General features: G+C 62.1%; 16 protein-coding genes. 8 read left to right on the top strand and 8 right to left on the bottom strand.

Annotation, left to right across the window (positions count from 1 at the left end):
- The first annotated feature begins 4 nt into the window (after window positions 1-4).
- Together ACYP01_RS23580 and ACYP01_RS23575 are read left to right on the top strand one after the other, a co-directional pair.
- Window positions 5-1,285 carry a uracil-xanthine permease family protein gene (locus ACYP01_RS23580; protein ID WP_020907537.1) on the top strand — a complete coding sequence of 427 codons (1,281 nt, stop codon included), beginning with the start codon at window positions 5-7 and terminating at the stop codon, window positions 1,283-1,285.
- Between the two features lie 189 nt (window positions 1,286-1,474).
- Entirely contained in the window at window positions 1,475-2,617 is a 1,143-nt protein-coding gene (locus tag ACYP01_RS23575) for an acyl-CoA dehydrogenase family protein (protein ID WP_459683050.1), read from the top strand.
- 92 nt (window positions 2,618-2,709) lie between these two features.
- Here the strand turns inward: ACYP01_RS23575 and lexA are convergent, their stop codons facing one another.
- The gene (gene lexA, locus ACYP01_RS23570; protein WP_007735195.1) at window positions 2,710-3,438 is read right to left on the bottom strand and encodes a transcriptional repressor LexA; all 729 of its coding nucleotides are present in this window, start codon (window positions 3,436-3,438) and stop codon (window positions 2,710-2,712) included.
- Window positions 3,439-3,780: 342 nt separating this feature from the next.
- Here lexA and ACYP01_RS23565 point away from each other — a divergent pair, with 342 nt between their 5' ends.
- Both ACYP01_RS23565 and nrdR read left to right on the top strand, forming a co-directional pair.
- Window positions 3,781-4,434: a LysM peptidoglycan-binding domain-containing protein gene (locus tag ACYP01_RS23565; RefSeq protein WP_459682735.1), complete on the top strand. Its 654-nt coding sequence runs from the start codon at window positions 3,781-3,783 to the stop codon at window positions 4,432-4,434.
- Window positions 4,435-4,628: 194 nt separating this feature from the next.
- Window positions 4,629-5,126 carry a transcriptional regulator NrdR gene (gene nrdR, locus ACYP01_RS23560; protein WP_030535543.1) on the top strand — a complete coding sequence of 166 codons (498 nt, stop codon included), beginning with the start codon at window positions 4,629-4,631 and terminating at the stop codon, window positions 5,124-5,126.
- Between the two features lie 286 nt (window positions 5,127-5,412).
- On the opposite strand, the gene hrpA is transcribed toward nrdR, so the two are convergent.
- Window positions 5,413-9,318 carry an ATP-dependent RNA helicase HrpA gene (hrpA, locus tag ACYP01_RS23555; RefSeq protein ID WP_459682733.1) on the bottom strand — a complete coding sequence of 1,302 codons (3,906 nt, stop codon included), beginning with the start codon at window positions 9,316-9,318 and terminating at the stop codon, window positions 5,413-5,415.
- Window positions 9,319-9,419: 101 nt separating this feature from the next.
- Here hrpA and ACYP01_RS23550 point away from each other — a divergent pair, with 101 nt between their 5' ends.
- On the top strand, window positions 9,420-10,049 hold the full coding sequence (locus ACYP01_RS23550) for a Pr6Pr family membrane protein (protein ID WP_003942129.1): 630 nt from the start codon (window positions 9,420-9,422) through the stop codon (window positions 10,047-10,049).
- On the opposite strand, the gene ACYP01_RS23545 is transcribed toward ACYP01_RS23550, so the two are convergent.
- Window positions 10,020-10,337, bottom strand: coding sequence for a DUF2322 family protein (locus ACYP01_RS23545; protein WP_459682731.1), 318 nt, complete (start codon window positions 10,335-10,337; stop codon window positions 10,020-10,022). The two genes, ACYP01_RS23550 and ACYP01_RS23545, sit on opposite strands and share 30 nt — an antisense overlap.
- Window positions 10,338-10,469: 132 nt before the next feature.
- Between ACYP01_RS23545 and ACYP01_RS23540 the strand changes: the two genes are divergently transcribed.
- A complete protein-coding gene (locus ACYP01_RS23540; RefSeq protein WP_058039339.1) occupies window positions 10,470-11,693 on the top strand; it encodes an aminotransferase family protein in 1,224 nt (407 codons plus the stop codon).
- Between the two features lie 2 nt (window positions 11,694-11,695).
- On the opposite strand, the gene ACYP01_RS23535 is transcribed toward ACYP01_RS23540, so the two are convergent.
- Window positions 11,696-11,962 carry a hypothetical protein gene (locus ACYP01_RS23535; RefSeq protein ID WP_042919958.1) on the bottom strand — a complete coding sequence of 89 codons (267 nt, stop codon included), beginning with the start codon at window positions 11,960-11,962 and terminating at the stop codon, window positions 11,696-11,698.
- Between the two features lie 17 nt (window positions 11,963-11,979).
- On the opposite strand from ACYP01_RS23535, the gene ACYP01_RS23530 reads away from it, so the two are divergent.
- Window positions 11,980-12,678, top strand: coding sequence for a hypothetical protein (locus tag ACYP01_RS23530; RefSeq protein ID WP_003942163.1), 699 nt, complete (start codon window positions 11,980-11,982; stop codon window positions 12,676-12,678).
- On the opposite strand, the gene ACYP01_RS23525 is transcribed toward ACYP01_RS23530, so the two are convergent.
- The 3 genes from ACYP01_RS23525 to ACYP01_RS23515 form a co-directional block, all read right to left on the bottom strand.
- Window positions 12,664-13,344, bottom strand: a complete 681-nt coding sequence (locus ACYP01_RS23525; RefSeq protein ID WP_003942237.1) for a PhzF family phenazine biosynthesis protein — start codon at window positions 13,342-13,344, stop codon at window positions 12,664-12,666. The genes ACYP01_RS23530 and ACYP01_RS23525 overlap by 15 nt on opposite strands.
- A gap of 80 nt (window positions 13,345-13,424) precedes the next feature.
- Complete coding sequence (locus ACYP01_RS23520) at window positions 13,425-13,964, bottom strand: carboxymuconolactone decarboxylase family protein (RefSeq protein WP_003942122.1); 540 nt, start codon at window positions 13,962-13,964, stop codon at window positions 13,425-13,427.
- Window positions 13,965-13,966: 2 nt separating this feature from the next.
- Window positions 13,967-14,554, bottom strand: coding sequence for a peroxiredoxin (locus ACYP01_RS23515; RefSeq protein WP_003942119.1), 588 nt, complete (start codon window positions 14,552-14,554; stop codon window positions 13,967-13,969).
- Window positions 14,555-14,783: 229 nt separating this feature from the next.
- On the opposite strand from ACYP01_RS23515, the gene ACYP01_RS23510 reads away from it, so the two are divergent.
- Entirely contained in the window at window positions 14,784-15,704 is a 921-nt protein-coding gene (locus ACYP01_RS23510) for a hydrogen peroxide-inducible genes activator (protein WP_042920013.1), read from the top strand.
- A 28-nt stretch (window positions 15,705-15,732) separates the two neighbouring features.
- Here ACYP01_RS23510 and ACYP01_RS23505 read toward each other — a convergent pair whose 3' ends face one another.
- Window positions 15,733-17,133 (bottom strand): FAD-binding oxidoreductase, encoded by a 1,401-nt coding sequence (locus ACYP01_RS23505; RefSeq protein ID WP_064444536.1) that lies wholly within the window; start codon window positions 17,131-17,133, stop codon window positions 15,733-15,735.
- Window positions 17,134-17,187 lie beyond the last annotated feature (54 nt).

Here is a 17,187-nt window from a genome sequence, read left to right as displayed (position 1 = left end):
AACAATGACCGGGGCCGGCGGAATCGGCTGGACTGTCCACGGAGACGGCAAGCGGATCGCCGACGGAGCCGTCGTGGCGCCGGACGAACGACTGAGTTGGCCGCGCACCATCGGAATCGGGATGCAACACGTCATCGCGATGTTCGGAGCGACACTGCTCGTTCCGACCATCACCGGCTTCCCCGTCACGACGACGCTGTTGTTCTCGGGTATCGGCACCGCGCTGTTCCTGCTCATCACCCGGGGCCGGATCCCGAGCTATCTCGGTTCGTCCTTCGCGTTCATCGCCCCGCTGACAGCGTCGGCAGGATCGGGCCCGGCCGCGCAGCTCGGTGCCGTCATGGCCGTCGGCATCGTGTTGATGTTGATCGGCGTCGCCGTACGTCTGATCGGCAGCCGGGTCATCGACGCCGTCATGCCGCCGGTAGTGACAGGCGCGGTCGTCGCGCTGATCGGTCTCAACCTCGCTCCGACGGCGGTCGGTTCCTTCGAATCGCAGCCGCTGATCGCCACCGTCACGCTCGTTTCGATCCTGCTGGTCACGGTCGTCGGTCCCGGGCTGCTCGGCCGGTTGGGCATTCTGGTCGGCGTCGTGATCGGCTGGGTCTTCGCCGCGGTCATCGGTGGTCTCGACAGTGAACGAGTGTCCGCTCTGCGCGAAGCCGACTGGTTCGGGCTGCCGAGTCTGCACGGACCGTCGTTCGACTGGTCGGTGATCGTGCTCGCGCTGCCCGTGGTGATCGTTCTGGTCGCCGAGAACGTCGGACATGTCAAGGCGGTGTCCGCCATGACGGGTAAGTCCCTCGATGATCTGGCCGGCAATGCGCTGTTTGCAGACGGTCTCGCCACGACCTTGGCGGGCGCCGGCGGCGGATCCGGAACCACCACGTATGCCGAGAACATCGGGGTCATGGCAGCGACGCGTGTGTACTCGACCGCGGCGTACTGGGTAGCGGCCGCCACCGCCGTGATCCTGGCATTTTCGCCCAAATTCGGTGCACTGGTCTTCACGGTTCCGAACGGCGTCATCGGCGGTGCGACGATGGTTCTCTACGGACTCATCGGCATTCTCGGTGTGCGCATCTGGATGGAAGCGAAGGTGGACTTCACCGATCCGGTCAACCTGACCGTCGCCGCTGCCGCACTGGTTGCCGGCATCGGGAACCTGACGCTGACCATTGGTTCGGTCGAGCTGGGCGGCATCGCTTGGGGGTCGATCGGCATCCTGGTCGCCTACCCGATCATGCGATACCTCGCCAAATTCCGTACTTCGAGTAACAGATAACCGCTACAGTCACGAATCGTGATCGTTCGGGTCATCGACGGGTATCGCAACAGGTTCTACCGTCGGAGGCAGTGACGTGGGCCCGCGAACTTCGGCGTGCCCAGTCTCAGCGAAAACATCCCGACCGGGTACATCGTCCCCACCGGGTACATCACTGAAGTGCCGTATATCGAATTGCAAGGAGTCGGCGTGGAGCGCACCCTGTTCGAACCGGAACATGAACTCTTCCGGGAGTCGTACCAGAAGTTCTTGGCACAGCACGTGGCACCGAACCACGAGAAGTGGGAAGAGCAGAACATCGTCGATCGTGACGTCTGGGTCGAGGCCGGAAAGCAGGGATTCCTGGGAACCGCGGTACCTGAGGAATTCGGCGGCGGCGGTGTCAAGGATTTCCGCTACAACACGATCATCACCGAGGAAACCACCAAGGGTGGCTTCAGTGGTATCGGCTTCACGCTGCACAACGACGTGGTGGCGCCGTACCTCCTGGAGTTGACCAACGAGGAGCAGAAGCAGCGTTGGCTACCCGGATTCGCGTCGGGTGAGCTGATCTCGGCGATCGCGATGACCGAACCGGGTACCGGTAGCGACCTGCAGGGCATCAAGACGAAAGCAGTTCGCGACGGGGACCACTGGGTACTCAACGGTTCGAAGACCTTCATCACCAACGGAATGAACGCCGACATCATCATCGTTGTCGCGTGCACCGACCCGGACAAGGGTGCTCAGGGCTTCAGCCTCCTCGTTGTCGAGCGGGACATGCCCGGCTTCGAGCGTGGACGCAATCTCGACAAGATCGGCATGAAGGCTCAGGACACCGCCGAACTCAGCTTCACCGACGTACGCGTTCCCGCTGCCAACCTGCTGGGCGAAGAGGGAATGGGCTTCTTCTACTTGATGAAGAACCTTCCCCAGGAACGACTCTCGATCGCCGTCGTTGCTGCCGCCGCAATGGAATCGGTTCTCGAGAGCACGATCCAGTACTGCCGTGACCGCAAGGCATTCGGCAAGTCGATCGGCAGCTTCCAGAACACCCGATTCGTACTGGCCGAATTGGCAACGGAGACCACGGCAGTGCGCATCCTGGTGGACAAGTTCATCGAGCAGCTCAATGCCGAGAAGCTGACCGTGCAGGAAGCTGCGATGGCGAAGTGGTGGACCACCGAAGCTCAGGTCAAGCTCATCGACCGCTGCCTCCAGCTGCACGGAGGCTACGGCTACATGAAGGAATACCCGGTTGCCAAGGCGTACATGGACTCTCGTGTGCAGACCATCTACGGTGGCACAACCGAGATCATGAAGGAGATCATCGGACGTTCGCTGAATCTCTGATTCGGGTGATGGACCGCTGATCGTCACGAAAAGACTCTGGGCCCCGGCTGATGCCGGGGCCCAGAGTTTTGTGATCGAGGGTGCGAGCGAACTCAGATCTTCCGCATGACCGTGACAACCTTGCCCAAGATGACGGCGTTGTTGCCGGGAATCGGCTCGAAGAGGTCGTTGTGCGGCATCAGCCACACCTCCTTCTTCGTACGCTTGAACGTCTTCACGGTGGCTTCGCCGTCGATCATTGCGGCCACGATGTCACCGTTCTCGGCGACGTTCTGCTGACGGACGACAACCCAGTCGCCATCGCAGATCGCTGCATCGATCATCGACTCACCGACAACCTTGAGCATGAAGAGCGAACCTTGGCCGACGAGCTCGCGGGGGAGTGGAAACACATCCTCCACAGCTTCCTCGGCGAGGATCGGTCCGCCGGCAGCGATGCGGCCCAGGATGGGGACGAACGCCGGCTCTGGCAGCGGGTCGGCACTGTTGTACTCGCCGGAATGCTTCGACACCGACGCGATGGCGGTATCGGCCGCAACCTCGTCGAGACCCCGAACATCGACTGCACGAGGGCGATTGGGATCGCGTCGAAGGAAGCCCTTGCGCTCCAACGTTCGCAGTTGATGCGCGACCGACGACGTGGAGGTAAGCCCCACCGCATCCCCGATTTCGCGAATGCTCGGCGGATACCCGCGCTCCGTCACCGAATCTCGGATCACTTCGAGAACGCGCCGCTGACGCTCGGTGAGCGTCTCGCTCGACGGAGACGGAACTGCAGAAGCTCCTGCCTCCGCGGCTGTGCTGGAGCGATCGTCCTTCATGGCCTGTTGCCTCCGTGTCTGAAGAAGTCGTGTCTGAAAAAGTCGTGTCTGAACAAGTCGTGTTTGAAAACTGCCTGCAAAAGTGCCTGGTGCAAGTCGCGCAGAAACCTGTCGGTGCCTCCTGCCAACATTCGAGCTGTCGACAAACACGGAGGCTTTCGCAATTCCCGCTGTGTGGTCTGACACGAATCTAGCCGGATTTGCTCGCGGTTTCAAACATCTGTTCGATTCGTGTCGCTCCAAGTAGAGACATTGTCGGCCAGGCGTGGTAGAAATTCGAACATGCGTTCCATCGAACGCATGATCGAACACATCGATCGGTGTCGACCAGCGGAGGTCACGATGGGTAACGCAGCACTGAAAAGCAACAGGGTTTTCGACGACGCGATTGGTTTCGACGCGTTTGGTTTCGACGGTACGTCGGCACTGAAGTACCACCCCTCGTTCTATGGGCCCGATGCAGACGCTGTGTCCTTCGAACGGCGCGGAGCGGCCGAAATGCGTGGCGTGGCCAGGGATGTCGACGACGAACCGCAGGCGGCCGTCGTTCGCCGGGTTCCGGCGGTGGGCGCGGTTTCAGGTTCGCGTTCATTGCGCGAATCTCCTCGCCGGTGGGACAGCGAGCACGATTCGTCACGCCCGTACGGAGGAAGTTTCGCGCACCGAAACAGGGTCGGTGTGTCACGGGTCGAACATGAAGTGGCCGCCGAGGATGTCAGTTGGAAGACGGTTTTCCTGGGCGCCGTATTCACCGCATTCGCAGTGTTGGCGTTGGTGGGGATCGGCGCTTTGTCGAGTGGTGACGTAGCTGCGACAAACGGCGCGACCGAAGTGGTTCGCGTTGCCGCGGGTGAATCCCTCAGTGATATTGCTGCCAAGGTTGCACCTGGCCAGGCTGTCGGTTCGGTGATCGAGCAGATCATGGATCTCAATGCGATGTCGAGTTCCGGACTGTCAGTGGGACAAACGCTGATCGTGCCGGCCTCGGGGCGCTGACCTACCCCGTACCAGGCGGGGGCGTACCGAGCGTGAGAGCAGTCCGTTCACAGCGAGTAAGCTGTCCACTTGACAGTCCCACCACCTCGGGTGGTCGCGTTGAGTACGTGGATCTGCTCTGTAAATCGTCGGAGGATTTGCAGTCGGTAGCGAATCTGAGTTGCGGCCATTTCGGCGACAACGAAGGAACCCCGATGCATTGCCCGTTCTGCCGGCACCCTGATTCCCGAGTGGTCGATTCGCGCGAGGCCGACGAGGGCCAGGCGATCAGGCGGCGCCGTTCGTGCCCCGAGTGTGGCCGCCGATTCACCACGGTCGAGACGGCAGTTCTCTCGGTCGTGAAGCGCAGCGGCGTCACGGAGCCTTTCAGCCGAGAAAAGGTTGTCAAAGGTGTGCGTCGCGCATGCCAGGGCCGCCAAGTGGACAACGATTCGCTGAATTTGCTCGCCCAGCAGGTCGAAGATGCCGTTCGAGCTTCGGGTTCTGCCGAAATTCCCAGTAACGAGGTAGGGCTCGCGATCCTCGATCCGCTTCGAAATCTCGACGAAGTCGCCTACCTGCGATTCGCATCGGTGTACAAGTCTTTCAGCTCGGCTGCGGATTTCGAACGTGAGATCACCGACATGCGCGAGCATGCAGAGACCCGTGCCGCCGAGAAGGCTCCCGGCGCCGAGACCGTTTCCGTCGACTGAGGCCTTCGCCTCAGATAACGCTGAGAGCACAGAGCGGTCTTAGGTAACGCTGAGAACACAAAGCGAACAATCGAACAAATCGGGCACGTTATTCGCTTAGTGTCTACCAGGTACGTTCGTCCGCATCTCGGATCTTCACGGAGGCGTTATGAACTTAGTTGCAGTTCTCGGAGTCGTGAACAGCCTGGTAACCCTCGGGTTCGCCAACACTGTTGCCACCTTTGGCGGTTTCCTCACCAACGTCAACATTCAGACAATCTACTGATCGCGCAATTCTCGCCGAACATCAACGCTTGATCGCTTCGATAGCTTTCAGGACTCGCTTTTCGGAAATCGGTGTGGGTGTACCGAGGGACTGCGCAAACAAGCTCACGCGCAGTTCCTCGATCATCCAACTGATCGCGTCGACATCTCGAGCAGTGCGACGCTCTTCGGGAAGCGAACTCAACAACCGGTCGTACGCTGCGTACACCCGGTCGAGGACATCCATAGCCTGCTGATCTCGTTGTGCACTTGCGGGCAGAGCTTCGAGACGGAATTTTGCTGCGGCAAGATACCGCGGTAAATCGCGTAGGCGGGCCGATCCCAGTTCGGCGACAAATCCCGGAAACAGCAGTGAGGTCAACTGTTCTCGGACGTCGTCGGCTGCCTCGCCGCGCGAGCGGTCCAGCACGACGCTCAGTTGGTGTGCTTGTTCGAGGATCGGAACAATCATGCGCAGGATCGCGGAAACGCGTCCGGCCAGTTCGGAGCGTGCGATCTTCACCAGGGCATCGAACGCTTCAGGCGTGCGTACCGGTCCACCGTGGGCCGCGATCACTTCGTTGGCAGCTGCCACCCGGCAGTCTTCGACGAGGGCCTCCAAGCCGCCGTCCGGATTCTGGCCGAGAGCCAGACGCTGCGTGTTCGACAAGCCGGCGGTCACTGCCTTGAGTTGGGTGGGAACGGCCGCGAGGAGAAGCGCCCGCGTACCTTCCCTCATCGCCTGCGCCTGCGCGGCCGGCGTACTCAGGACACGAACGGCAACTCCGCCGTTCTCCGGCACCAGAGCTGGGTAGCCGGTCACCTGCTGTCCGCCGATGGAGCGAGTGATGGTCTGTTCCAATGCGCCCAGCGTTTCGGATGTCCAGACGGTTGCCGCTGCCCGTTCGGTTCCGGTTGCCGCCTTGGCCACTTCCTTCTGCACGCGCGGGGCGAGCGTGCGTCGTAGCTGCGCCAGATCCTTACCCTTCGCGAGAACCTTGCCAGATTCGTCCTCGACGACAAATGTCATCCGAAGATGGTCGGGCAGCGCGGCGGGATCGAAGTCCTTGGCGTCGATCTGGATCCCGCCCAAGTGCGAGAGTTCGCGGGCCATCGCGGTCATCAACGGCTCGGATCGAGGTTTGACTGCTGCCAATGCTGCGGCGGCATAATCCGGAGCCGGCACGACAGCGCGTCGGATGTTCTTGGGCAAGGTCTTGATCAGAGCAGTAACCAGATCGACGCGCATACCGGGGACCAACCAGTCGAAGCCGACCGGCTGAAGTTGCGCGAGCAGGCCGACCGGGATGTGCGCGCTGACGCCGTCGTCGTCCTTTCCCGGCTCGAATTGGTAAGTGAGCGGAAACTGCATGTCGCCTTGGCGCCAGGCGTCCGGGTACTCGCCGCCCAGTACTGCAGCTGCGTCGGAGTTGACCACCGTTTCCGGTGTGAAAGTCAGCAGACTCGGATTCTTGCGCCGCTCGGTCTTCCACCACTGGTCGAAATGCTTGGCGGATACGGCTTCCTGGCCGATACGTTCGTCGTAGAACTCGTAGAGAGTTTCGTCGTCGACGAGGATGTCGCGTCGGCGCGCGCGGTTCTCGAGTTCTTCGACGTTGTCGAGGAGTGCACGGTTTTCGTGGAAGAACTTGTGGTTCGTCTGCCATTCGCCCTGCACGAGCGCATGGCGGATGAAGAGATCGCGAGAGGCCTCGGGATCGATTCGTGAGTACGTCACTGCGCGGCCGGTTACCAGAGGAACTCCGTAGAGAGTGACCCGCTCGTATGCCATCGCCGAGCCGCGCTTGGAGGACCAGTGCGGTTCGGAATAGGTCCGTTTCACCAGGTGCGGGGCGAGCTTTTCAGCCCACTCGGGTTCGATACGCGCGGACATGCGCGCCCACAGCCTCGACGTTTCCACGAGTTCGGCGGCCATGACCCAGCGTGGTGGCTTCTTGAACAGTCCCGATCCGGGGAAGATCGCGAAGTGGCTGCCTCTGGCGCCGAGGTAGTCCCGCTTCTCGCCCTCGCGTAGCCCGATATGCGAGAGCAACCCGGCAAGGAGCGACTGATGGATCGCGTTCTCGCTTGCCGGTGTCTCTCCCACTGTCCAGCCGAGACCGCGGGTGATCTGCCGGAGTTGCCCGTGCAGATCCTGCCATTCGCGGATGCGGAGCCAGTGCAGGAACTCGTTCCGGCACATCTTGCGAAACTGGTTGGAGGACAGATCGTTACGTTGTTCGCGTAAGTAGTCCCACAGTTTCAGGTAGGCCAGGAAGTCGGAGTTCTCGACGTTGAAGCGGGCGTGCTTTTCGTCGGCGGCTTGCTGGAACTCGGCGGGCCGCTCGCGAACGTCCTGGATGGACAACGCCGCGACGATGACAAGGGTTTCGTGAAGGCAACCGTTGTTCTTGGCTTCCACCAGCATCCGTGCCATCCGCGGATCCACCGGAATCTGGGCCAGCTCGCGGCCGACCGGCGTCAGTTCGGGGTGGCTGGCCTCGGAACCTCGCGCGATGGCGCCGAGTTCCTCGAGGAGTCCGATTCCGTCCTTCACGGCGCGCTGGTCCGGCGGTTCGACGAAGGGGAATGCCGCGATGTCGCCCAGGCCAAGGGCCGTCATCTGCAAGATCACGGATGCGAGGTTGGTTCGCAGGATCTCCGGTTCGGTGAATGCCGGCCGTGACTCGAAGTCCTCCTCGGAATACAGGCGGATGCAGATTCCTTCGGCGACGCGGCCGCAACGCCCGGAACGCTGACGAGCTGACGCCTGCGAAATGGGCTCGATCGGCAACCGCTGAACCTTGGTGCGCACCGAATATCGCGAAATGCGCGCGGTTCCCGGATCGACGACGTACCGAATGCCGGGAACGGTCAGCGAGGTCTCGGCCACGTTGGTGGCAAGGACGACGCGTCGGCCGGTGTGCGGCGAGAACACTTTGTGTTGCTCGGCAGCAGACAGCCGCGCGTACAGCGGGACGATTTCGGTGTTGCGAAGACGCCGATCGCGTAAAGCATCTGCGGTGTCGCGAATTTCGCGTTCGCCGGAGAGGAAGACCAAGATGTCGCCTTCGCCCTCCGCGCTCAGCTCGTCGACCGCCTCGCAGACCGCGTCGACGGGATCGCGGTCGAAGGTGATGTCGCCGGATTCGACGGTCAGTGGCCGGTAACGCATTTCGACAGGGAATGTTCGCCCGGATACCTCGACGATCGGCGCGGGCTTACCGTCGACAGCGAAGTGCTTGGCGAAGCGCTCGGGATCGATGGTCGCCGACGTGATGATGACCTTGAGATCGGGTCGGCGGGGGAGCAGCTGAGCCAGGTAACCGAGGATGAAGTCGATGTTGAGACTGCGTTCGTGCGCTTCGTCGATGATCAGCGTGTCGTAGCGTCGGAGCATACGGTCGCGCTGAATTTCGGCGAGGAGAATGCCGTCGGTCATGAGCTTGACGTAGGTGCGGTCCGAGACCTGGTCGGTGAACCGCACGGTGTATCCGACGGCGTCGCCGAGTTCGGTGTCGAGTTCTTCGGCGATACGTTCGGCAACGGTGCGTGCTGCCAACCGGCGCGGCTGTGTGTGTCCGATCAGACCGCGGACGCCACGTCCGAGTTCGAGACAGATCTTCGGGATCTGGGTTGTCTTACCCGAGCCGGTCTCGCCGGCGACGATGACAACCTGATTCTCCGAGATCGCGGTCGCGATGTCGTCCTTGCGCTGACTGACGGGCAGAGCTTCCGGATACGAGACTGCGGGAACATTGGCGGAGCGTGCGGCCAACCGCGTGCGCGCCGTTTCGATTTCCTCGGCCAGCGCCACCAAAGCGTCTGGTGTGCGGGCACGGTCGAGTTTGCGACGGAGTCGACTCTCGTCGCGGAGTGAGACCTGCGCCAGCGCGCTCTTCAGGTCACTCCGCTTGGTGGAGAGCGGGGCCGGTGGTGTTGTAGACATGCTGATGACAGCCTATCGAACGCGTTCACAACTACCGCTCGCAGATCGTGCTGATGTGCAAATATCGACCGGTGACGACAAATACCGCAAATGAGTCATCGGTGCCTGTCTTGTCGACGCCGATCGCCGTGCGAGCCCTGAGACTGTTGTTTGCTGTGTTCGGACTTGCCGCTTTGCTGTGGATCCCGATCCGTGACGCGGCTGAGCTGTCTCTGTCGAACTATCTGAGCTACTTCACCATCGAGAGCAACATTCTTGCGGTGATCGTGTTGCTGGTCGGTGCAATTCGAGATCCACAATCGCAGGCGTGGCAGTCGATCCGAGGGGCGGTGACGCTGTACATGGTGATCACCGGGATCATCTACGCCGTGCTCCTGGCCGATATCGACGTCAATTTGAACGATGCCTGGATCAACTCGGCACTGCATCGGATTCTTCCCCTGGTCATGCTTCTCGACTGGGTGTTCTTCGCTTCGAGGCACAGGATCTCCGAAGCCCGCTCACTGCAGTGGCTGCTGTTTCCGGTGATCTACGCGGTGTACACGTTGATTCGAGGGCCGATCGTCGACTGGTATCCGTATCCGTTCATGGATCCTCGCCACCAGGGCTATCTGGCCCTGTTCATCGGATTCGTCGTACTGGGCATCGCGATGGCCCTGATGGCGTTGGCGGTCAATGCCGTCGGACGGCTGGGAGCCGGGTTACGCGGACGGAACGCTGCGAAGTCTTAGGGGATTGCCGGAGGCGAGCACCTGCTCGAGGCGGTCCACGTTCGGGTGCTTACCGGGGTTCGCCCGGGCGTCCTCGGTGTGCTCGGCGAAGATCGTCAATCCTGCCGAGGCGGCTTCGGGTGTCAGCGCGCCGTAGACCTGAGCGAGATGGTTGTACACCTTGACCGAGCCGGACTTTCCGGGCTTGTTCTCGACGGTGTCGAGGACGGTTCCGTCGGCGTCGAGTACCTCGATGGCGGCCAGATGATCGATGGCGGGCAGTGCTGCAAGATTGTCGGCAAAAGTCATGGTCGACAGATTACGGGTGCGCCCGTGAAAGCCGGTGCCGGGCGAGCGCCGTCGTGCGCGGATTCCTGGTGTCGATATAGTCGCAGCACATCGTTTGCACACCAGCATCGTTTGTATTCGAAGGGGACAATGATGGCTTCGGCATTGTGGCACGGGTTCGCGGACATGGGCGCTGTGGAGAAGAACGGCGCGTTTGTCGTCTCACGCGGTGAGGGCGCGTACATCTGGGACCGCGAGGGCACTCGGTATCTGGATGCGACGGCGGGCCTGTGGTTCACCAATGTCGGGCACGGGCGCACGGAGATCGCGGATGCGGTAGCGGCTCAGTTGTCGAAGATCGCTCATTTCTCCAACTTCGGTGATTTTGTTCCCGAAACCACGCAGGTGTTGGCCGAGCGGTTGGCGGCCATCGCGCCGGTTGCCGGGAGCAAGATCTTCTTCACCTCGGGTGGTTCGGATTCGGTGGACACTGCGGCGAAGCTGGCTCGCCGGTACTGGCACGAGGTGGGGCAGCCGGAGAAGACGATCATCGTCGGACGCCAGAAGGCGTATCACGGAATGCACGTTGCCGGAACGGCTCTCGCTGGTATTCCGGTGAACCGTGAGGGGTACGGCGAGCTGATGGCGGATGCGGCGACCGTCGGCTGGGACGATGCGAAGAGCCTGCTCGAGTTGATCGAGAAGATCGGTGCGAACAAGATCGCTGCGTTCTTCGCGGAGCCGATCATCGGTGCGGGTGGGGTGTATCTGCCGCCGGAGGGGTATCTGGCCGAGGTGCGTGACATCTGCCGTGAGCACGACATTCTGTTTGTCGTCGACGAGGTCGTGACCGGTTTCGGCCGGATCGGTGGTGAGTGGTTCGCGTCCACCCGTTTCGATTTGCAGCCCGACATGATGACCACGGCAAAGGGTTTGACGTCGGGTTACGTTCCGATGGGTGCGGTGTTCATCGCGCCGCGGGTGGCGGAGCCGTTCTATGCGGGTTCGTGGTGGCGCCATGGGTACACCTACGGCGGGCATGCCGGTGCTGCTGCGGCGGCGATGGCGAACCTGGACATTCTCGAGCGTGAGAATCTGCTCGCGGAGTCGAAGCGTTTGGAGGCGTCGTTGCATACGCATCTGCAGCCGTTGGCGGAGCATCCGCGGGTGGCGGAGGTTCGTAGTGGGCTCGGTGCGGTTGCTGCGGTGCAGTTGGCTGATCCGGCGGAGGCGTTGCCGTTTGTGAAGACGCTTCGTGAGCACGGTATTTCGGGTCGCGCGGCGGGTCAGGGTGCGATGCAGATTTCGCCGACGTTCGTCATGACCGATGATCAGGTCGCGGAGATGGCAGCAGGGATCCTCGCAGCCCTCGGCTGAAGTCAGCTGCGGCGCCGGAAGAATTTCTCGATTCGGCGCCGCACAGCGTTGGGTGCAGGTTCGAGTTCCAGAACCTCTTGTTCCGACTGCTTGGCGTAGGCCTGGGTGTACCGCTCGTGCAGTACCGAGCGAATTTCGTCCGGAGAGTAGGCCCGACGCTGGCGTTCGCCGCGCGCAACGAGAACCCCGGTGGCGGCAACGCCCATTGCACCGGCGAGGCCGACCAGTTTCCAAACGTGCGAGGCGCGCAGAGGAGTACGGAGTTTCATCCCTCTACGCTAGAGGCATGGACCGACGATTGCTTTCGCAGGTGAGTCTCGACGAGGCCGCTGCGGCGACCCGCACGGGCGACATCTGGATCTTCCGTGGAGAGTCGACGGCGGACCGGGCCATTCAGACACTGACCAACAGTCCCGTCAACCACGTCGGAATGTCGGTCGTGATCGACGACCTCCCGCCGCTGATGTGGCATGCGGAACTCGGTCACTCGCTGCAGGACATGTGGACCGGACGCTTCCAGCGTGGTGTCCAACTGCACGATCTGCGATCGGCCGTTCAGGTCTGGGGCGCCAAGTACGGGCAGCGTGGATGGTTGCGCCAGCTCGACCACGAAGTCACCCGGGAGCAGGAAGACGCTCTGCTCGAGACGATCGCGCGGCTGGACGGTACGCCTTTCCCGTCGACGGCCAAGCTTGCTTCGCGCTGGTTCGGAGGCCGAATCCCGAAGCTGCGCAAGAAGTCCGACGTATCGGCAGTGGCCGTCGAGAGCGCCTACTGCGCCGAAGTGGTTGCCAAGACCTATGAAGCGATGGGTCTGCTCGTCGGCAATCGTCGTGTCAACTGGTTCGACCCGGGCAAGTTCTGGAGTGGAGATCAGTTGCCCCTCGCGCCGGGAGTTGCGCTCGGTGACGAGATCTCGGTATCACTGAGTGCACGTGACCTCGAGGCCGGACGCAATCCCGCCGGGTACTCACAAGGTTCGTGACGGCTCGGCGACGACGCGGCCGCCGACTTCGAGCCAACCTTCCGGAGAGAAGGTGGTGTGAAGCACCGATCCGCGTCCCTGGGTGATGAGCAGTGATTTCCTCAATCGGTCCGTGATGCGCAGCGCTGCAGATCCGGTTGCCTCGTCCTCGGCGATTCCCATCACCGGTGCGAACATGCGTGCGCGGATGGCAGCTTCGAGCTTGTCCTGCCACGCCCACAGATACGAATGATCCGCCTCGTAGTCGGACGGATCTGCGTCGATGACGTCGTCCACCGTGTCCATCGGATAGATCGCGAATTCCGGTGCCCATTCGGCACGCGCGCGTACCCACGTCAAAGCGCCGGATTGGCGGACGTCGACACTGCCGGCAGGAACGTCGAGGGCGCTCACGCGACGGCCCTGTTCGCCCAGCCACCACGTGGCACCGACGGTCGGGTGTCCGGCGAAGGGGAGTTCTGCTGCCGGAGTGAAGATCTGGACCCGCGCACGCGAGGCGCCGTCATCCGGAACGTCGATGAAGATGGTCTCGCTGTAGTCGAGTTCCTTCGCGACGGCTTGTCGATCCGATTCTGCAACCGTGGACGCGTCGACGATTCCCAGCGGATTCCCGTGCTTGCCGTTCTCGTCCGTGAAGACCCGGACCACACTCACCTCGATACCCATCGGTCCACCCTAGCGCGCGAAAAGCCCTCCCCACCTTCACGGTGGGGAGGGCTCGTCGAACTGCACTCAGGTCCGAGTGATCAGACCTGTGCGGCAGAGAGGATCTCGTTGGCTTCGACAGCCTGTGCGACGCCCGCGACGATGGAACCGGCGCGGATCGCTTCGAAGATGACCTCGCGGTCGACACCTTCCTGGCGGAGGGTGTTCTCGTGAGCTTCGAGGCAGTGGTTGCAGCCGTTGATCGCGGACACTGCAAGCGACCACAATTCGAAGTCGGCCTTGTCGACGCCCGGGTTGCCGATGATGTTCATCCGCAGGCCGGCACGAAGGTCGTCGTACTTACCGTCGAGGTAGCCCTTGGTGCGGTAGAAGACGTTGTTCATGCCCATGATCGACGCTGCGCCGAGAGCGGCGTTGTATGCCTCTGCCGACAGGTTGTCGGCAGCCTCGGAAGCAATCTCCTTGAGCGTGGACGCAGACTTGGTGGCTGCGGCCGTTGCGAGGAGCGTTCCCCACAACTGCTGCTCGTTCAGGACCGTCGTGCGCGCAATGGAACTCAGGTTGAGCTTGAGGTCCTTCGCGTACTCGGGAAGCGAGTTCTTGAGGTTCTCGACGCTCATACTCAGACGCTCGCAGTCAGGAGCTCGCCGGCGTTGATGGTCGGGTCGCCCTTCTTCCAGTTGCATGCGCACAGCTCGTCGCTCTGGAGAGCGTCGAGGACGCGGAGAACCTCGTCGACGTTACGGCCGACGGAACCGGCTGTGACGGAGACGAACTGGATCTCGTTGTTGGGGTCGACGATGAACGTCGCGCGGTCTGCAACGCCGTCGGCGTTGAGGACGCCGGTGGCCTCGGCAAGCTCGCGCTTGAGGTCCGAGAGCATCGGGAAGGGGAGGGTCTTGAGCTCTTCGTGCTGTGCACGCCACTGGAAGTGCACGAACTCGTTGTCGACGGAAGCGCCGAGAACCTGAGCGTCACGGTCTGCGAACTCTTCGTTGAGCTTGCCGAATGCAGCAATCTCGGTGGGGCACACGAAGGTGAAGTCCTTGGGCCAGAAGAAGACGATGCGCCACTTGCCTGCGTAGTCGTCACTGGTGACGGTGGTGAAGTAGTCATCGGGCTGCTGGGCATCGACCTTGGACAGGTCGCCGCCGATGACAGCCGTGAGGTTGTAAGCGGGGAACTGGTCGCCGATTGTGAGCAGAGCCATGTGTCTCATTCTCCTACGTGTCTCGTGAACAGGAATTTCTTGCGCACACGATCCGGCTGTTCGGACTGTGACGGCCGAACGTGCTGGATCGAGAGGGTTTGTCACCGTCAGCGGGTCGGACGGTTTCGACTGGAGTGTCGAGGTTGTGACCGGCGCTTTTTGGTATGAGTCCATTCTGCATCAAACCGTTCAAAAGGTAAAGGTGATGGGTGGCACTACACTGATAGGCATGTCTGATCAGACTTATCAACCTTCCTTGTCACAGCTGCGTGCCTTCGTGTCGGTCGCCGAGTATCGGCATTTCGGTACTGCCGCAGCGCGTTCCGGTGTGAGCCAACCCACACTGTCGCAGGCGCTGGCAGCTCTCGAGGCGGGACTAGGGGTCAAACTGATCGAACGCAGTACGCGACGCGTGCTCGTGACCGCGGACGGACAGCGCTTGCTCGGTCAGGCCAAGCAGATTCTCGAAGCTGCCGACGGTTTCGTCGCGAGCGCGGCCGGCTCCGGCGACTCTCTGACCGGACCGCTACGCATCGGGTTGATCCCGACCGTTGCGCCCTACATTCTTCCGGGGTTGTTGCCGGAGCTGCGCGAGAAGTTGCCGTCGTTGGCGCCGCAAATAGTCGAGGATCAAACGGCGCGCCTACTCGATGCACTGCGATCGGGAGCGCTCGACGTCGCGGTGTTGGCGCTTCCTGCCGGAACACCTGGCCTGGTGGAAGTTCCTGTGTACGAAGAGGATTTTGTGATGGTCGTGCCGAACGATCATTCCTTGGCCGGACGTGTCGATCTCACGGCGGACGTGCTCGACGCGCTGCCGTTGCTCTTGCTCGACGACGGCCACTGCCTGCGTGACCAGACGTTGGATCTGTGCCGTTCGGTAGACGCCCATCCGCTTGCCGGCGACACGCGGGCTACCTCTCTCGCGACAGTCGTGCAATGTGTGGCCGGGGGACTCGGGGTGACTTTGGTCCCGGAATCGGCTGTTGCAGTGGAGGTTCGACGCGGGGACTTGTCGACGGCGCGTTTCGCTTCGCCAGCTCCCGGTCGCACGATCGGCGTCGTGTTCCGCTCGTCGAGTGGCCGAGCAGAAGGATTCCGTCAGCTGGCCGAGCTGGTCCGTTCGGTCAGCCCGACGGTTCCTCGATGACGTAACTCGTTCGACGTCGACGTGAAAGCTAGTCGAGAGAGCCTTCTTTCACGGCAATGACCGCTCCGGGATTGAGAATTCCCAGCGGGTCGAGCGCATCCTTGACCTTGCGATTGAGGGCCATGACGTCTTCACCCAACTGTGACGGCAGCCAGTCGCGCTTGAGTCGACCCACCCCGTGTTCGCCGGTGATCGTGCCGCCGAGCGCGATGGCGAGATCCATCACCCGTCCGAATGCGATCTGTGCGCGTTCGGACATGTCCGGGTCTGCGGGGTCGAAGACGATGAGCGGGTGGGTGTTTCCGTCTCCGGCGTGCGCCACCGTGCAGATCAGGACGTCGAGGTCGTCTGCGATGGCTTCGACCCCGGTTACCAGCTGGGGGAGTGCGCGCATGGGAACGCCCACGTCTTCGAGAAGCAGACTTCCCATCGCGAGCACGGCCGGGAACACCGCTCGCCGTGCCGCCGCAAAAGCGTCACCTTCGGCCTGGTCATCGGTGGCGAATACTTCGGTGGCTCCGTTGTTTTCGCACGCCTGAACAATCGTCTCGATTTCCAGCACGCCTGCCGCGCCGGGTGCGTCGGACTGCGCGAGCAGTAGTGCGTGAGCCTTGCGGTTGAGACCCATGCGTACCGAATCCTCGACAGCATTGATACTGGCGTGATCCATGAACTCGAGCATCGCCGGACGCATGTTGCTGGTGATCGCCAAGACCGCGTCGGCAGCTTCTTGTACCGAGTCGAACGACGCGACGACGGTTGATGCGGGCGGCTGCGCGGGAATCAAACGCAACGTGATTTCCGTGATGATGCCGAGAGTGCCCTCGCTGCCCACGAACAGTTTGGTGAGTGAGAGTCCGGCGACGTCCTTGAGAAGGGGACCTCCGAGGCTGACAGCTGTACCGTCCGCCAGCACGACCCGGAGTCCGAGAACGTAGTCGGTGGTAACTCCGTACTTGACGCAGCAGAGTCCGCCGGCGTTGGTGGCTGCATTGCCGCCGATGGAACAGATCTCGAAGGACGACGGGTCAGGTGGGTACCAGAGTCCGTGCTCTGCGGCGGCTTTCTTGACCTCCGCATTCATCAAGCCGGGCTGAGTAACCGCCACCCGGGCGACCGGGTCGATCGTGATCTGTCGCATTCGCTCGGTGCTGACCACGATGCAACCGTCGACGGCGCTGGATCCACCGGACAGGCCCGAGCCGGCACCTCTGGGAACCACCGGTACGCGATTGGCGGTTGCCCATCGCATCACGGTTTGGATGTCTTCGGTGCACGTAGCGCGAACCACGGCAGCGGGGTGGCCGGCGGCCGGATCGGCAGCCCAGTCCTGGCGGTAGCCCGCGGTCACGTCCGGATCCAGCAGGACGGCTCCCTCGGGGAGTGCCGCTACCAATTCGTCGAGGGCTGAAGAACTCGCGGGAGTCATACTCTCATCATGCTCGACGGAGTTCGACGATGCGCCAATTCGCGAGACCACAGC

This window comes from Rhodococcus sp. no. 34, from assembly GCF_054589475.1.
This window is presented reverse-complemented; position numbering and strand designations above follow the sequence as displayed.